Raw genomic sequence first — 15,162 nt, 5'->3', positions numbered from 1 at the left:
GCCGCCGCTGCGCTTTGGCCATATTCAGCGGTAATTCTATTTTTATTTTGAGGTTTCGAAAAGCCTGTGGGCTTTTCGAAACCTCTTTTTTACCGGAAGGGTCCAAGCCAAACCCTACATCTGTTCCCAATTCTGCAATAATTCATTGCAATCCGCCCAAAATTATGATATACTCCCTTGTGCTGTGTTTTTTCACGGCTCCTTCAGAGCAACTTAGGATTTTAGGCTCCCCGGCACCACTCGAGCGGCGCCGGGCAAAACCCACAGGAGCTGGCGGTTCCTGTGCGGTCAAAATCAAACCGCTGGAGTATTATCATGAATCAGAATTCTTCCGTCCGTAAGCTGGTGCACTGCGGTGTAGTGGCAGCTATCTATGTAGTGCTGTGTCTGGCATTGCAGCCCCTCTCCTATGGTGCTGTGCAGGTGCGCGTGGCTGAGGCTCTGTGCCTGCTGCCCGTGTTCGGTGCCGAGTACATCGTGGGTGTTGTGCTGGGCTGCTTCCTGGCAAACCTGCTGGGCTCCACCATCGTGGATGTGATCTTTGGCACGCTGGCCACCCTGCTGGCCTGTCTGGTCACCTACAAGCTGCGCAATGTGCGCTTCAAGGGTCTGGCCATTGCCGCCAGCCTGCCCCCGGTGCTGTTCAACGCCGTAATCATCGGCATTGAGATTGCCGTGATGTTCCCGGACCCCACGTCCAGCGCACCCATCTGGCTGGCCTGCATCACCAACGGCATCTCGGTGGGCATCGGCGAGCTGATCAGCTGCACCGTGCTGGGCGTTGTGCTGGTAAAGCTGATCGAGAGCAACGCCGCACTGCGCAAGGTGTTTGTGACGGAATAACACAAGGAGGTTTCCATGCAGCCAAACGGTATGATCTTCTGGGACTGGAACGGTACCCTGATGGACGATGTGGACTTTACCCACAGCTGCCTAAATTGGATGCTGGAGACCCACGGCTACCCCCAGCGGTACGATCTGGCTGCCTACCGGGAGCTGTTCGGCTTTCCCATCGAGGACTACTACCGCTGTGCCGGGTTCGACTTTGCGCGGCACCCCTACCCGGAACTTGCCGCACGCTTTATGAAGCACTACAACGCCGGTGTGTCCGGCTGCGCTGTAACGGCACACGCCGTTGACACCCTGCAAACGCTGGCCCGCATGGGCTGGCAGCAGGCTGTGCTTTCCGCCTCCCGCCGTGATTACCTGATCGAGCAGGTATCCGCCCGGGGTCTGCAAGGCTTTTTTACCGAGTTGCTCGGCCTTGCGGACATTTACGGCGTAAGCAAGGTACAGCTTGGCACCGATTATCTGCGCCGCACCGGCATCGACCCGGCTGCCTGTGTGATGGTCGGTGACACCGACCACGACGCCGCGGTGGCCGCGGCCATTGGTGCGACCTGTGTGCTGTACACCGGCGGGCACCAGTCCCGCGCCCGGCTGGAAAAGGCCAGTCCCTACGTCATCGACGACCTTGCCCAGCTGCCCGCACTGCTGGAGACGATATGATATTTAGTGGCTCAGAAACGCCGACAGGCGTTTCTGAGCCACTTGTTTTACAGCCTGTTCGCGCAAAAGCAAAAAAAGACCAGTACACAAATGTGTACTGGTCTTTTTGGTCGGAGCAGCGGGATTTGAACCCACGGCCTCCTCGTCCCGAACGAGGCGCGCTACCAACTGCGCTATGCCCCGAAAATACCGCAGCTTATTCGGCTGCGGTAACTGGTTGGGGATGAGAGAATCGAACTCCCACAAGTAGAGTCAGAGTCTACCGCACTACCACTATGCAAATCCCCAATATTCGGTTCTGTCAGCCGCGCCGTGCGTTGCTGACAAGGGATATTATACACGCCAGCGGGCTGCTTGTCAACCATTTTTTCAGTTTTTCTGTAAAAGTTTTTACAGCAGCTTTCCGTTGCACACAGGCTTGTAAATTTTTGGTTTTTCTCTTGACAGCACTCCCCTTTCGGAATACTCTAATACTATAAAGAGGTAGGATCCCGGTCAGCCCGGCACCCTTTGCCGGACCGTTCGGCTTTGCCTGAATGATAATGAAAGAGGGTATTTGAATGAAAAAACGTGTTGGTATCCTGACTTCCGGCGGCGATTGCCCGGGCCTGAACGCCACCATCCGCGGCGTTGCAAAAGCACTGTACGCCCGCATGGGGGATAACGTGGAGATCGTGGGCATTGCCAACGGTTACAGCGGCCTGATCAACGGCGACTACCGCGAGATGAACGAAGACGACTTCCGCGGCATCCTGACCTTGGGCGGCACCATTCTGGGCACCAAGCGCACCCCCTTCAAGCTGATGCGTGTGGTGGAGGACGACAACATTGATAAAGTCGCCGCCATGAAAAAGACCTACAAGGCGGCGAAGCTGGACTGCCTGCTGTGTCTGGGCGGCAACGGCACCCACAAGACCGCCAACCTGCTTTCGCAGGAGGGGCTGAACATCATCGGTCTGCCCAAGACCATCGACAACGATATCTACGGCACCGATGTGACCTTCGGCTTCCACACCGCTGTGGATATCGCCACTGACGTCATCGACCGCATCCACACCACCGCCGGCAGCCACAGCCGTGTGATGTGCATCGAGATCATGGGCAACAAGGCCGGCTGGCTTACCCTGTACTCCGGCATTGCCGGCGGCGCGGACATCATTCTGTTGCCTGAGCTGCCCTATGATATCGACCGCGTGTGCGAGGCCGTGGAGCGCCGTGCCAAGAAGGGTTCCAACTTCTCCATTCTTGCCGTGGCCGAGGGTGCCATCAACACCGAGGAAGCCCGCATGAAGCGCAAGGACTGGATGGCCAAACGTGCCGAGGCAGGCCTTGGCACCACCGCCACCAACCGCATTGCACAGGCCGTGCAGAAAAAGACCGGCATGGAGACCCGCGTGTGCATCCCCGGTCACATGCAGCGCGGCGGCAGCCCCAGTGCCTACGACCGTGTGCTGGCCACCCAGTTCGGCAGCTATGCCGCACAGCTGGTGGAGGTGGAGCGCTACGGCGTGACCGTGGCCATGGTGAACCGCCGGGTGACCGAGAACCGTCTGGCAGATATTGCCGGTAAGACCCGCAATGTGCCCGAAAACTGCGAGCTGCTGAGCGTGGCGCGCCGCATGGGCGTCTGTCTGGGCTGAGTTTTTTATCGATCTGTTCAGGACACAGGAGCAGCATAGCTGCCCCTGTGTCCTATTTTACAGGCAGAGGACGGCATTTTTCCTGAAAGCTATTGCCGCCGCTCTGGCTGAGTAAACTGCTGCTTTAGGGCAAAAATCAACGCAAACAAAAATCGGGCAGACCGTGGTCTGTCCGATTTTTGCATTTTATGGTTTCTCAGCGGTCGGTCACATCATGCCGGGTGGGCGAGCCCTCGGCAAAGGCGGCGGCGCTTTCCAGCACGCCGCGCACCATGCTCTTTACGTCTTCGTAGGTGTAGAAGGCTGTGTGGTCGGTCAGGATCACGTTGGGCATGGCGCGCAGAGCAGCCAGCTCCGGATTGGGGATCACATCGCCCATGCGGTCGTAGTAGTACAGGCCGTTCTCGTTTTCCAGCACGTCCAGACCGGCAGCACCCACCTGCCCGCTTTCCAACGCAGCCAGCAGAGCGTCGCTGTCGATCAGCTTGCCGCGGGCGGTGTTCACGATGGTCACGCCGGGCTTCATCTTGGCAAAGGCCTCGGCGTTGAGCAGGTGGTGGTTCTCCTCGGTAGCGTTGGTGTGCAGGGTGATAACATCGCTCTCGGCAAGCAGGGTCTCCAGCGGCACATACTTTGCGATCTTCTTCACCTCGTCGTTCTGGTACAGGTCGTAAGCCAGCAGCTCGCAGCCAAAACCGGACAGGTGCTTCAGCACGGTCTGCCCGATGCGCCCCGTGCCGATAACGCCCACGGTGCAGTTGGAGATGTCACGGCCGATCTTGCCCTTCAGGGAGTAGTCCTGCAGCTCACCGCGCTTGAGGATATGCCCCGCCTTGCGCAGGCTCATCAGCATCAGCATAATGGCAAAGTTCGCCACGCCATTGGGGGGATAATCCACGTTGGACACCTTCATGCCCAGCTCCCGGGCCTTTTCCAGATCCACATGGTCGTAGCCGATGGAGCGGCAGCAGACCGCCTTTACCCCAAGGTCGTGAAAGCGCTGCAGCATGGGTGCGCTCATATCACAGGGGGTCAGCGATACCGCATCGTAGCCTGCGGCCAGCTGGGCGTTCTCCATGGTAGGATACGCCTCGGTATAGCCGTACTCAATGCCCCGCTGCTTTGCCAGATCCTCCAAGATGCCCTGTTCATCGTAGGGGCGCAGAGTATAGAAAAACACTTTGACTGCCATAAAATTCTCCTTCCGATCCTTCTTTACTAAAATGCGTGCCTGTGCAGCGCGTCCTGCACCGAGCGCCTGCACCTTTATAAGTATGCCTTTATTGTAGCACGTTTGCAGCACGCGGACAGCTTTTTTAAGGTGAATTTTGTTCATTTTGTTGTTGAAGCTGCGCTTTCTGTCCCAAGTGCGCAAAAAAGGTTGTCAAAACAGAAAAAACAGGGTATGATAGGAGATGGATCGCAGGCTGTGATCCTTTAATACTGCTAAAGGAGTGTGCTTTGTTATGCGCGCCTATGAACGACTGCTTGATTACGTCAAGGTCTACACCACCTCGGACCCGGAGTCCGGCACCCATCCTTCCGCTGCTCGGGAGTTTGATCTGGCTCACAAGCTGGTGGAGGAACTGAAGGCTCTGGGCGTGGAGGATGCCCGTGTGGACGAGCACTGCTACGTCTACGGCTCCCTGCCCGCCACCCCCGGCTGCGAGGAAAAGCCCGCACTGGGTCTGATCGCCCACATGGACACCGCCCCGGATGCCAGCGGTGAGAACGTGAACCCCATCCTGCACGAGAACTATGACGGCGGCGACGTGGTGCTGCCCGCCACCGGCAAGGTGATGAAGGTCTCCGCCTTCCCCTTCCTTGCCTCCATGAAGGGCGAAACCCTCATCACCACCGATGGCACCACCCTGCTGGGCGCAGACGATAAAGCCGGTGTTGCTGAGATCATGACCGCTGTGGAGACCGTCATCCGCGAGGGCCGCCCCCACGGCAAGCTGTGCATCGGCTTTACCCCGGACGAGGAGATCGGCGAGGGTGCCGACCTGTTCGACATCCCCGGCTTTGGTGCAGACTTTGCCTACACGGTGGACGGCGGCGATGCCGGTGACATCGAGTATGAGAACTTCAACGCCGCTGCTGCCACCGTGACCATCCACGGCTTCTCGGTGCACCCCGGCTCCGCCAAGGACACCATGATCAATGCCTCCAACGTTGCCATGGAGTTCCACGGCGCTCTGCCCGTGATGGCACGTCCCGAGACCACTGAGGGGCGTCAGGGCTTCTACCACCTGTGCCAGATGTACGGCGATGTCACCACCGCAAAGCTGGGCTACATCCTGCGCGACCACGATGCCGCCAAGCTGCAATTCAAAAAGGACAACATGCAGGACATTGCCGATTACCTGAACGGCAAGTACGGTGCAGGCACCGTAGAAGTGGAGATCAAGGACAGCTACCGCAATATGCTGGAAAAGATCAAGCCCCACTTCCACCTCATCGAGACCGCCCGCAAGGCTGTGCGCATGGCCGGTCTGGAGCCGGTGGAGGTGCCCGTGCGCGGCGGCACAGATGGCGCTACCCTGAGCTGGATGGGTCTGCCCTGCCCCAATTTGGGCACCGGCGGCTTCAACTTCCACGGCGTGTGCGAGTGCACTACCGTGGAGCGGATGGACCGCTGCACCGAGATCGTGCTGAATATCATTTCCCTGTACGCAGAGTAATTTTTAGATGCCATAGAACCTTCCGCAAAGAGCAATGCCGGGCAGCCCAAAGGTTGCCCGGCATTGCTTTAGCTAAAATCCTTTCCGTGAAAATGGGCTAATGGAGCGTCCGCGTTTGCGCAGCAATGAAAGCCCCAGTGGGGCTTTTAAGCGGCAGAGCGGTCTGCATTAGCAGATGGAGGGGCTTTGCCCCGACAAGCTCCGCAGACGCACCGTCAGCCCGAAGTAAAAAAATAATCTTCCTTAAAATATGGCCAAAGCGCACGCGGAGGCCATTCAAAATCGTCCCACGCTAAAAAACAGGCGGCTGCACAAAGCACAGTGCCGCCGCCGCTTTTTTATTTAACCTACGTTGATATGCCCCACCGGCATGATCTTGCGCTTGTTGTCGTCCGGTTTGGCGGTCAGGCTCATGGCAAAGGCCACCGGGCCCACACGACCCATGAACATGACCAGCATATACAGGATCTTTGCCCCGTTGTTCAGCTGGCTGGTCACGCCCACGGAAAGTCCCACCGTGCCAAAGGCCGAGCAGGACTCGAAGATGGCGTCCACCACCGACACTGCGTCCGAGGTGTTGTAGTACACCACGATGGCCGAGCCGATCACTGCCGCCGCGCCCAGCACGATAATGGTCAGCGCACGGTAAACGGTCTTGGACTCGATATGATGGTCCGCAATCACGCAGTCGTCGCGCCCCTGCGCCACGCTGCGGATGGTCAGGATGATGACCGCGAAGGTGGTCACCTTCACACCGCCGCCGGTAGAGCCGGGCGCTGCGCCGATGAATTGCAGCACGCTCATAAGCAGCTTACTCAGGGTGCCGCAGGAGGCCAGGTCCACGGTGTTCATGCCGGCGGTACGGGTGGATACCGACTGGAACAGCGAAGCCATCACCTTGCCGGGCACCGACAGTCCGCCCATCGTGGCGGGATTGTTCCATTCCATCAGTCCCAGCCCCAGCGCGCCGCCCAGCCACAAGATCACCGAGAAGGACAGCACCACCTTGGCGTGCAGGGACAGGCGGCGCTTCTGGTACCACTGGCACAGCTCCACCCAGACCATAAAGCCCAGACCGCCGGAGATGATCATGAATATGATCACCGCCTGCACATAGTAGTTGTTGACATAGGGCACCAGCGAGGAGTACGCCCCGAACCGTCCGAACAGGTCAAAGCCCGCATTGCAGAAAGCCGAAATGGCGGTGAACACGCTGATCCAGACACCCTCCAGCCCGAACTGCGGCACAAAGGCGAACAGCAGCAGCAGAATGCCGATGCCCTCAAACATTGCTGCCAGCCCTACCACGATCTTCAGCACGCTTTTGGCCTGATCGTAGCCGTCTGCAGAGACGCTCTCGCCCAGCAGCCGCAGATCCCGGAAGCCCATGCGCCGGCGCATGGCCAGCGCAAAAAAGCTGGTAAGAGTAACAAGGCCAAGGCCGCCCACCTGAATGAGCAGCAGCACCACCGCCTGCCCGAACCATGTGAACTGCGTCCATGTATCCCGCACCACCAGACCGGTCACGCAGGTGGCGCTGGTGGCTGTAAACATGGCATCGAGCACATCCAGCCGCCCGTGCCTGCTGGCAATGGGCAGGGTGAGCAGGAGCGTGCCCAGCGCGATCACGATGATAAAGCTGACGCAGATGATCTGGGTCGGGGTGCTCAGTCCCAGCTTTCTTCGCCGGACCGACCTCTGGTGCCGCAGCTTTTTGCGGATATTTTTTATCTTTTCCATAGCATCCTCCCTGCGCAGCACACGGCCGCTTTACATTCTCTTATAGCATACACCATTTTGTCCGCAGGTTCAACTTGATTTTACAGCCCGGTTGCGGTATTATAATATGGTACTGTGTTTTGGGGGGCGTTCTGCCCCAAGGATGCAGAACTGTGTCTCCGTAGCTCAGCTGGATAGAGCGTCCGCCTCCTAAGCGGAAGGCCGTGTGTTCGAATCACATCGGGGACGCCAGTTTAAGAAAATGCGAAGGTCATTTTTCCATAGGAAAGACGACTTTCGCATTTTTTATTTTGAATCAGGCGCCAGAATCAACCAGCAAATGCCCTTAGCAAAATTTTCGGGTTCAGCTAATAAAGCCCCATGAACCACCCTTTGCGTTCTGTTTCCGGTTCTCTGCCAAAATTGGCAGCCGCTTTCCTGTAAATCCATATAAATACAAGATATACCATAAACAGCGGCAGCGTTCCGATTTGGAAAACTGCCGCTGTTTGTTTTTAAGGATCTCTTGGCTGAATCAAAATCAGGCGGGTTTCTTTGTATCCAGTGCCTTTACTTCTTCAATCGGAAGTTTTGCATAGCGTGCAATCGTTTTATACAGCAAACCATCAGCCAACATAGTTTTTGCACTTTCAATTGCCTGTTCATGCTTTGCTTCCCTTGCACTTTCTTCTCGTACTTCTTCAAATGCTCTGCACATCGTTGCCACTCCCTTCGTATCTTCTTTGAAATAACGCACCCGCTGCGCCAGAACAGGATAGTTCATGCCATCCGGATTCGTACAAGTAAAATCGTGCATCAGTTTTCCCACTACATTTGGACAAACAGCTTGAAATGCGGCACTTATTCAGAACTTCAACCGCTCCTGCAAAAAGCGGCACAATAGCTCCGCACAGGCGTTATGCCGCTTTTGGGGGCGGAGGAACCCGGCACAAATAGGCGGCAGACCGTCCAATACCACATCCCGGACATTGGCCATCTGGTAGTGGGGGGCTTCCTCAAAACGGTTCAGAGATACACAATTCTGCTCCTGCGTGCGGTAGAGTACCTGATAAAATTGCTCGACCAGCTCCAGCTGTGGGTGTGCGCCGCTTTCCTGCAGCGCCTGCCACAGCGGTGCTAGGGCATCCGGGGCAAAGCCGGGCACCAGCAGGGTCTGCCTGTCCAGCTCTGCCGGTGTAATATGCGTCCGCTCCCAGAAAGGGCTGCTGCGGGAGACCATGACGGCGGTGGTATGCTGGGAAAGGGCGGTGCGTGCAAGCCCTGCGGCACAGCCGCCTAGGTCCATCACCAGCCCGGCATCCAGTGCGCCGTTTTGCAGCTGCACCGGCACTTCATCGTTGGACAGGGAAGCAAGCTCCAAGGGGATGCCGGGATACTGCCGCCGGAACGCCTCCAGCACCTCCCCCAGATTGGGCAGATAGTCCGGCACCAGAGCCACGCTGATGCCCAGCCGCAGTGGTGCAGACTGGATATCCAGATATGCCTGCTGGCACAGGGCATCGAACTGCTGCACCACCGGCGCAGCCTGTGCCCGGAACCGCTCACCCTTTTCAGTAAGAGCCAGATGATTGCGGTTGTTGACAAACAGCTTGCCGCAAAGCTCTTCTTCCAGTGCGGCAATGCTCAGCCGCAAGGCCTGCCGGGACAGATACATCCGCCCGGCGGTGTGGGTGTAATTCAAATCTTCGCACAATGCCAGAAAATAGCGCAGCTGCTGAATGGTCATGGTGTGCTCCTTTTTGCAAAACGCAAGTTTTACTTGACACTTATAGGGATATTATATCTTCTTTTTCTTTGTTTGTAAATGTGATACTTTTAACAAGAACGGCAATGGATTTTTGTCGATGCGAAGGATATAGCAAGAAAAGGAAGGAATTATTATGGAAAAGATCTCCCGTAAAGGATTTCTGAAGATCGCAGCAGCAGCTGCCATGAGCGGTGTCACCGCTGCCGGTCTGGCTGCCTGCAATGCAGCCAGTAGCGCCTCCGGCGTTTCCAGTGCAACCGGTATCTACACCCCCGGCACCTACACCGCTACTGCCAAGGGCATGAGCGAGATCACCGCCACTGTCACCTTTGATGCCAACACCATCACCAAGGTGGAGCTGGATCTCTCCGGCGAGACCGAGAGCATCGGCGGCGCTGCCAAGGACAAGCTCATTGAGCAGATCATGAACGCCCAGACCAGCCAGATCGACGGCGTGACCGGTGCCACCGTCACCAGCAAGGCCGTGCAGAACGCTGTGGCAGACTGCATCCAGCAGGCCAGCGGCGGTGCCATCAATCCTGCACAGCAGTCCACCGAGGAGACCTCCTCTACCGCCGACTGGCTGGGCGAGGAGCCGGAGATCGCAGAGAGCGATATCAAGCAGACCGTGGACTGCGAGGTTCTGGTGGTGGGTGCCGGTTCTTCCGGTACCTTTGCCGCCGCCGCTGCCGCCGAGGCGGGCGCCAAGACCATCCTCATCGAGAAGTTCGGTCACGACATGGCCAGCGGCATCCGGGATACGCTGGCAGCCTGCGGCTCCAAGCAGCAGCAGGAGGACGGCGACGACGTGAGCAAGAAGGACGCCGTGCGCTACCTGTGCAACTGGAGTCAGGGCTACACCCGCCGCAGTCTGGCACAGGTCTGGGCCGATAAGAGCGGCGAGACGATGGACTGGTTCACGGATGTTCTGGCCGAAAGCGGCATCGATTTCCGCCACGAGATCGACGAAAAGCACGAGGGCGACAATTACGAGGTTCTGGATGTCGGCCACAGCACCCAGTACGGCGATGAATACAGTGAGCAGCTGACCATGGATGCCGTGCTGAAGCACGCCGAGGCAGACGGCCTTGAAGTGCAGTACGAGATCACCATGGTCAAGCTGGAAAAGGATGGCGACCGCGTCACCGGCCTGATTGCCAAGAATGCCAACGATGAATATGTGCGCTACAACGCTTCTAAGGGCGTGATCCTCGCCTGCGGCGGTTACAGCGGAAACGACGTCATGATGAACGCCCTGCAGCCCCAGAGCGTGGAGCAGACCTGCATCAACTACTCCAAGCCCGGCGCAAAGGGCGACGGCATCAAGGCGTGCCTGTGGGCAGGTGCCATCATGGATACCACTCACACCTCCATGATCTTCGACCGCGGTGCCATCAAGCCGGACCAGACCGGCGAGTACGGCAAGGCCAGCGATGGCGCGCTGTTCTGGATGGGCAGCCAGCCGTTCCTGAAGGTGAACCTGAACGGTGAGCGTTTCATGAACGAGTATATGCCCTACGATCTGGTGCTGCACGCTGCCGCCAGCCAGCCCTACCACACCTACTGCACCGTGTGGGACAGCAAGTATGCCGAGGACTGCGAAAAGTTTGCTACCCACGGCTGCAGCCGTCTGTACCCCCATGTCAACGGCACCAACCCGGTGTTCCCCATGGACTATGTGCAGGCAATGAACGCCGACCTGCAGGATCAGGGCTACATTGTGGAGGCCAATACCATCGAGGAGCTGGCCGACAAGCTGGGTCTGCCGAAGGAGACCTTTACCGCTACGGTGGACCATTACAATGAGCTGGCCGCCAAGGGCGAGGACGAGGACTACGGCAAGGAGAGCTACCGCCTCTCCACCCTGAGCGAGGCACCCTTCTACGGCGTTCGTCAGGCAGGTGGCTACCTGATCTGCACCATGGACGGCATCCAGATCGACGACAATATGCACGCCATCGACCACGACTTCAAGGCCATCCCCGGTCTGTACGTCATCGGCGATATGAGCGGCAACTACTTCTCCGGCAGCTATCCCAGCCTGATGGCAGGTGCCGCCGCAGGCCGCAGTGCCACCTTTGGCCGCCTTGCCGGTCAGAACGCGGCCGCAGGCATCTGATCACAACATTTTCCTTCTCTTCCTAATTTATATCTGCACCAGAAAAGCCGCTCCGGGCAAAACTGAGCCGGAGCGGCACTGATCAGTCCCTCTTCAGCGACAGATACCGGACAACTGAGTCCATAAAACATTGAACGCCTCCCCGGCATTCCTTCCAAAAAGGATGTCGGGGAGGCGTTTTTGTTTAAGTATGTCGCTCACACCAGCCTTGCCCCGGCGTGGGGCAGGCTTTCTGCGCCAAGGCTTTGCAGCTTTTGGGGCAGGGCGGCAAGATCGCCGCCGGTATAGTACCACCCGGCAGCCAGCGCTGCCAGTGCCAGCAGCAGAAGCACCGCCAGCACCCTGCCCAGCCTGCGGCGCTTCGGGCGCGGCGGCGCGGGCGGTGCCGCCGCGAGGGCGGCAGGGGTCAGGGCTGCATCCGGCACGGCTCTGCCGTAAGGCTGCCAGTTTGTGCCCCCAGCCTGCGGCAGACCGCAGGCTGCGCGGCGCAGCATATCCAGCAGCCACAATCCGGGGTTCTCGTCCGGCGATACGCACCGCAGCCAGCAGCCCTTTTTGCCGCCCACCAGCAGCAGGCGACTTTGGGGCAGCTCCGCACAGCCCACCGCCAGCGCGGCGCCGGTCAGCCGCTGCATGACCTGCACCCGCGCCAGTGTGCGGGCAGGCTCTGCCTGCGGGGCTTTGCGCAGCTTCCGGCTGAGCCGGGCGGTAAGCGCGGCGTTGGCGTAGCTCATAGCGCCAAAATCGAACACCTTTTCCGCGCCGGGAAGGTTCTCCAGCCGGGTCTCCAGCAGCGTCCCGGCGGCGGCATCGCTGCACACCAAAAGCTTACGGTGCTGCTCCAGTGCCTGCACTGCGGCAGCGGCAAGAGTCTGCTCTCCTTCCCCGTACAGCGCCGGGGCAAGGCTTGTCCGCAGCAGCTGTACCGCCCGGTGCAGTTGCTGCGGGATGCTGCTTTGCAGCGCCACCAGCGTTTCCGCACCCCGGGTGCGGCAGTGCACCGTGCCCTGCCAAGTGTCCGGCAGGGCTGCCACCGCCTTTTGCACGGTCTGCTCCGGCACACCGAACAGCCGCAGCACGCAGCCTGCCGAGCGCTCTTCCTTATTTGTCATGACGCATCCCCCCTGCGGCCGCAGGGGCCGCACTTACTCTGCCCGCAAGGTCTCGTCCAAGGCGGTCAGGGCGGCGGGGTCATGCTGTGCGCTTTCGGCCAGCACCTGCGTACCGGCCGGGGTCTTGCCCTGTGCCAGCCGCAGCGCCATTTCCAGCGCGGTCTGTGCGGCGCGGGCGCGGATGAGCGCACGGTCCGGGCGGGAGACGAACAGCTTTTTCACATAGACCCTGTCTCCCCGGGCAGCGCCCAGATACACCGTGCCCACAGGCCGGACGGCGTCGCCGCCGCCGGGACCTGCCAGACCGGTAACGCTGACCGCGATATCCGCACCGGCAGCCTTTGCCGCACCCAGCGCCATCTGCGCCGCCACGGGAGCCGACACCACATTATATTGCGCAATGACCGCCGGGTCCACCCCGACAAGCTTCGCCTTGGCCTGCTCCCAGTAGGTCACAAAGCCGTAGCCGAACACCTCGCTTGCGCCGGACACGTTGGTCAGGCGCTGGGCGATCATGCCGCCGGTGCAGCTTTCGGCGGTGGCAATGGTCAGGCCGTTAGCCTGCAACGTATGCACCACCGTCTCTTCCAGTCCGGCGACATCCTCATCATACACCGCATCGCCCAGCAGATCATAGAACTTTTTGGCGTAGGCGCGGCACATCGTCTGTGCTTCGGTGTCGTTCTGCGCCCGGGCGGTGATGCGGATCTCGCACTCGCCGGTCTTGCAGTAGATGGCGGCGGTGGGGTTCTGGTTTTCCAGCAGCGCGCGCACCCGGTATTCCAGATTGCTCTCGCCGCCCAGCACCCGCAGCGTCAGGCTGTGCAGGGCGCAGCTCTGCCGCGCCAGCAGCAGCGGGCGCACGCTTTCCTCCCACATGGCCTTCATCTCGTGGGGCACGCCGGGCATCAGTACGGCGCAGTGGCCGTCCTGCTCGAACCATGCGCCCGGCGCGGTGCCGTGGTGGTTGACCACCTTATGCCCGTGCGTCGGCACCATGGCCTGCTTGCGGTTGTTGGGGGTGGTCTCGCGCCCAGTGCGGGTAAAGAAGTCCACGATCTTCTGCCACTCGTCCGGGTCAAAGGTAAGGGTGTCGCCAAAGCAGGCAGCCACCGTCTCCTTGGTCAGGTCGTCTGCCGTGGGGCCCAGCCCGCCGGTGAACACCAGCAGGTCGCACCGCTGTTTTGCATCGTTGACAAAATCTGCCAGACGTCCATGGTTATCGCCGATGGTGCTCTGCCGCCGGACGGTGATGCCCAGCGCAGCCAGCTCCCGGCTGAGGTACTGGGCATTGGTGTTAAGAATGTTGCCGAGCAGCAACTCGGTACCCACACTGATGATCTCTGCTGTCATGGACAAATCAACCCTCGAATTCTACCTGATCGGTGATGCGCACCCGGATGCGCTCGGTCTGCTCTGCGGCTTCGGCCTCCAGCGCGGCAAGGCCGGGCATGGCGGCTTCGGCGGCAAGGATCTCCTCCAGCTCGGGGCGGATCTTCGGGTGCGGCGGGGTGAAGATGGTGCAGCAGTCCTCGTAGGGCAGGATGCTGGTCTCAAAGGTATTGATATGGCGGGAGGTCTCGATGATCTCGGTCTTGTCCATACCGATGAGCGGGCGCAGGATGGGCAGATCCTGTGCGGCATCGGTGCACTGCAAAGCCTTGACGGTCTGACTTGCCACCTGTGCCAGACTTTCGCCGGTGACCAGTGCCTCGCAGCCCTGCTTTTTGGCGATCACGTTTGCAATGCGCATCATGCTGCGGCGCATCAGCACCGTAAACAGCACATCCGGGGCATTATCCCGGATGTATTCCTGCGGTTTGGTGTAAGGTACCACGAACAGGTTGGCGCTGCCGGTATATACGGTAATAAGCTGCGCCAGAGCCTTTACCTTCAGTTTTGCACGCTCAGAAGTATACGGAGGGGATGCAAAATGGATGTGATCCAGTGCCAGACCGCGCTTTGCCATACGATAGGCCGCCACCGGACTGTCAATACCGCCGGAGAGCATATTCAGGGCACGGCCGCTGGTGCCCACGGGCAGACCGCCCTCACCCGGTATTTTTGGGCCGTGAATATACGCACCGTAATCACGGATCTCCACGATGACCTTGAACTGCGGGTTACGCACATCCACCTTCAGGTAGTTGTGCTTGCCCAGCAGATAAGCGCCCAGCTCCCGCATCAGCTCCGGGCTGGTCATGGGGTAGGTCTTATCAGCGCGGCGGGCTTCCACCTTAAAGGTGCGGATGCCATGCAGCGCGCTGCCCAGATAATCCTCAGCGGTCTGGCAGATGGTATCAAAATCCTTTTCACACACCACGGCGCGGCTGAGCGCGGCAAGGCCGAACACCTTGCTGACCCGCTCAAAGGCCAGATCCATATCCACGTCCTCTTCCTCGGGCTCCATATAGAAGGTGGACTGGGTGCAGTACACCTTGAACTTGCCCACCGTCTTAAGGCGGTAGCGCAGGATCTTCATCATGGCTGCTTCGAACTGGTTGCGATTGAGGCCTTTCAGGGACATCTCGCCCTGATAGCCCATAATAATTTCCTTCATAAATGTTGCATCTCCTGATGTGGGATTTATAATGGCCTCCGCTTTCGCTCT

12 protein-coding genes, 3 tRNA genes and 1 riboswitch are annotated in these 15,162 nt (G+C 59.2%); of the genes, 6 read left to right on the top strand and 9 right to left on the bottom strand.

The window, feature by feature from the left end:
- Positions 1–206 precede the first annotated feature (206 nt).
- Positions 207–308, top strand: a riboswitch (PreQ1-III riboswitch).
- Between the two features lie 7 nt (positions 309–315).
- Both MTP39_RS03870 and MTP39_RS03865 read left to right on the top strand, forming a co-directional pair.
- On the top strand, positions 316–843 hold the full coding sequence (locus MTP39_RS03870; RefSeq protein WP_005924938.1) for a QueT transporter family protein: 528 nt from the start codon (positions 316–318) through the stop codon (positions 841–843).
- Between the two features lie 15 nt (positions 844–858).
- Complete coding sequence (locus MTP39_RS03865) at positions 859–1,509, top strand: HAD family hydrolase (RefSeq protein WP_249241516.1); 651 nt, start codon at positions 859–861, stop codon at positions 1,507–1,509.
- A 107-nt stretch (positions 1,510–1,616) separates the two neighbouring features.
- On the opposite strand, the gene MTP39_RS03860 is transcribed toward MTP39_RS03865, so the two are convergent.
- Together MTP39_RS03860 and MTP39_RS03855 are read right to left on the bottom strand one after the other, a co-directional pair.
- A tRNA-Pro gene (locus MTP39_RS03860) sits at positions 1,617–1,692 on the bottom strand.
- 31 nt (positions 1,693–1,723) lie between these two features.
- Positions 1,724–1,797: transfer RNA gene (locus MTP39_RS03855), tRNA-Gln, on the bottom strand.
- Between the two features lie 272 nt (positions 1,798–2,069).
- On the opposite strand from MTP39_RS03855, the gene MTP39_RS03850 reads away from it, so the two are divergent.
- Complete coding sequence (locus MTP39_RS03850; protein ID WP_005924931.1) at positions 2,070–3,149, top strand: 6-phosphofructokinase; 1,080 nt, start codon at positions 2,070–2,072, stop codon at positions 3,147–3,149.
- A 196-nt stretch (positions 3,150–3,345) separates the two neighbouring features.
- On the opposite strand, the gene MTP39_RS03845 is transcribed toward MTP39_RS03850, so the two are convergent.
- A complete protein-coding gene (locus tag MTP39_RS03845) occupies positions 3,346–4,341 on the bottom strand; it encodes a D-isomer specific 2-hydroxyacid dehydrogenase family protein (RefSeq protein ID WP_249241515.1) in 996 nt (331 codons plus the stop codon).
- A 274-nt stretch (positions 4,342–4,615) separates the two neighbouring features.
- On the opposite strand from MTP39_RS03845, the gene pepT reads away from it, so the two are divergent.
- Positions 4,616–5,833 carry a peptidase T gene (gene pepT / locus MTP39_RS03840; protein ID WP_015536845.1) on the top strand — a complete coding sequence of 406 codons (1,218 nt, stop codon included), beginning with the start codon at positions 4,616–4,618 and terminating at the stop codon, positions 5,831–5,833.
- Positions 5,834–6,175: 342 nt separating this feature from the next.
- On the opposite strand, the gene MTP39_RS03835 is transcribed toward pepT, so the two are convergent.
- Positions 6,176–7,573, bottom strand: coding sequence for a TrkH family potassium uptake protein (locus tag MTP39_RS03835; protein ID WP_249241514.1), 1,398 nt, complete (start codon positions 7,571–7,573; stop codon positions 6,176–6,178).
- Positions 7,574–7,727: 154 nt separating this feature from the next.
- On the opposite strand from MTP39_RS03835, the gene MTP39_RS03830 reads away from it, so the two are divergent.
- Positions 7,728–7,804, top strand: a tRNA-Arg gene (locus MTP39_RS03830).
- Between the two features lie 289 nt (positions 7,805–8,093).
- Here the strand turns inward: MTP39_RS03830 and MTP39_RS03825 are convergent.
- Positions 8,094–8,336, bottom strand: a complete 243-nt coding sequence (locus MTP39_RS03825; protein WP_249241513.1) for a hypothetical protein — start codon at positions 8,334–8,336, stop codon at positions 8,094–8,096.
- A gap of 81 nt (positions 8,337–8,417) precedes the next feature.
- Positions 8,418–9,299, bottom strand: coding sequence for a LysR family transcriptional regulator (locus MTP39_RS03820; protein ID WP_249241512.1), 882 nt, complete (start codon positions 9,297–9,299; stop codon positions 8,418–8,420).
- Between the two features lie 154 nt (positions 9,300–9,453).
- Between MTP39_RS03820 and MTP39_RS03815 the strand changes: the two genes are divergently transcribed.
- Complete coding sequence (locus tag MTP39_RS03815) at positions 9,454–11,439, top strand: FAD-dependent oxidoreductase (RefSeq protein ID WP_249241511.1); 1,986 nt, start codon at positions 9,454–9,456, stop codon at positions 11,437–11,439.
- Between the two features lie 197 nt (positions 11,440–11,636).
- Here the strand turns inward: MTP39_RS03815 and MTP39_RS03810 are convergent, their stop codons facing one another.
- From MTP39_RS03810 to thiI, 3 genes are read right to left on the bottom strand one after another with little or no spacing between them, the layout of a single operon-like run.
- Positions 11,637–12,551 carry a CinA family protein gene (locus tag MTP39_RS03810; protein WP_249241510.1) on the bottom strand — a complete coding sequence of 305 codons (915 nt, stop codon included), beginning with the start codon at positions 12,549–12,551 and terminating at the stop codon, positions 11,637–11,639.
- Positions 12,552–12,584: 33 nt separating this feature from the next.
- Entirely contained in the window at positions 12,585–13,904 is a 1,320-nt protein-coding gene (locus tag MTP39_RS03805; protein WP_249242029.1) for a competence/damage-inducible protein A, read from the bottom strand.
- Between the two features lie 7 nt (positions 13,905–13,911).
- Positions 13,912–15,111, bottom strand: a complete 1,200-nt coding sequence (gene thiI / locus MTP39_RS03800; RefSeq protein WP_249241509.1) for a tRNA uracil 4-sulfurtransferase ThiI — start codon at positions 15,109–15,111, stop codon at positions 13,912–13,914.
- Positions 15,112–15,162: the final 51 nt, after the last annotated feature.

The sequence above is a fragment of the Faecalibacterium sp. I3-3-33 genome, assembly GCF_023347295.1.
Classification (GTDB): Bacteria; Bacillota; Clostridia; order Oscillospirales; family Ruminococcaceae; genus Faecalibacterium.
This window is presented reverse-complemented; position numbering and strand designations above follow the sequence as displayed.

Coding starts and splice junctions, on each gene's coding strand:
- MTP39_RS03870 (WP_005924938.1), top strand. CDS start 316: ATGAATCAGAATTCTTCCGTCCGTAAGCTGGTGCACTGCGGTGTAGTG.
- MTP39_RS03865 (WP_249241516.1), top strand. CDS start 859: ATGCAGCCAAACGGTATGATCTTCTGGGACTGGAACGGTACCCTGATG.
- MTP39_RS03820 (WP_249241512.1), bottom strand. CDS start 9,299: ATGACCATTCAGCAGCTGCGCTATTTTCTGGCATTGTGCGAAGATTTG.
- thiI (WP_249241509.1), bottom strand. CDS start 15,111: ATGAAGGAAATTATTATGGGCTATCAGGGCGAGATGTCCCTGAAAGGC.
- MTP39_RS03810 (WP_249241510.1), bottom strand. CDS start 12,551: ATGACAAATAAGGAAGAGCGCTCGGCAGGCTGCGTGCTGCGGCTGTTC.
- MTP39_RS03815 (WP_249241511.1), top strand. CDS start 9,454: ATGGAAAAGATCTCCCGTAAAGGATTTCTGAAGATCGCAGCAGCAGCT.
- MTP39_RS03805 (WP_249242029.1), bottom strand. CDS start 13,904: ATGACAGCAGAGATCATCAGTGTGGGTACCGAGTTGCTGCTCGGCAAC.
- MTP39_RS03825 (WP_249241513.1), bottom strand. CDS start 8,336: ATGAACTATCCTGTTCTGGCGCAGCGGGTGCGTTATTTCAAAGAAGAT.
- MTP39_RS03845 (WP_249241515.1), bottom strand. CDS start 4,341: ATGGCAGTCAAAGTGTTTTTCTATACTCTGCGCCCCTACGATGAACAG.
- MTP39_RS03850 (WP_005924931.1), top strand. CDS start 2,070: ATGAAAAAACGTGTTGGTATCCTGACTTCCGGCGGCGATTGCCCGGGC.
- pepT (WP_015536845.1), top strand. CDS start 4,616: ATGCGCGCCTATGAACGACTGCTTGATTACGTCAAGGTCTACACCACC.
- MTP39_RS03835 (WP_249241514.1), bottom strand. CDS start 7,573: ATGGAAAAGATAAAAAATATCCGCAAAAAGCTGCGGCACCAGAGGTCG.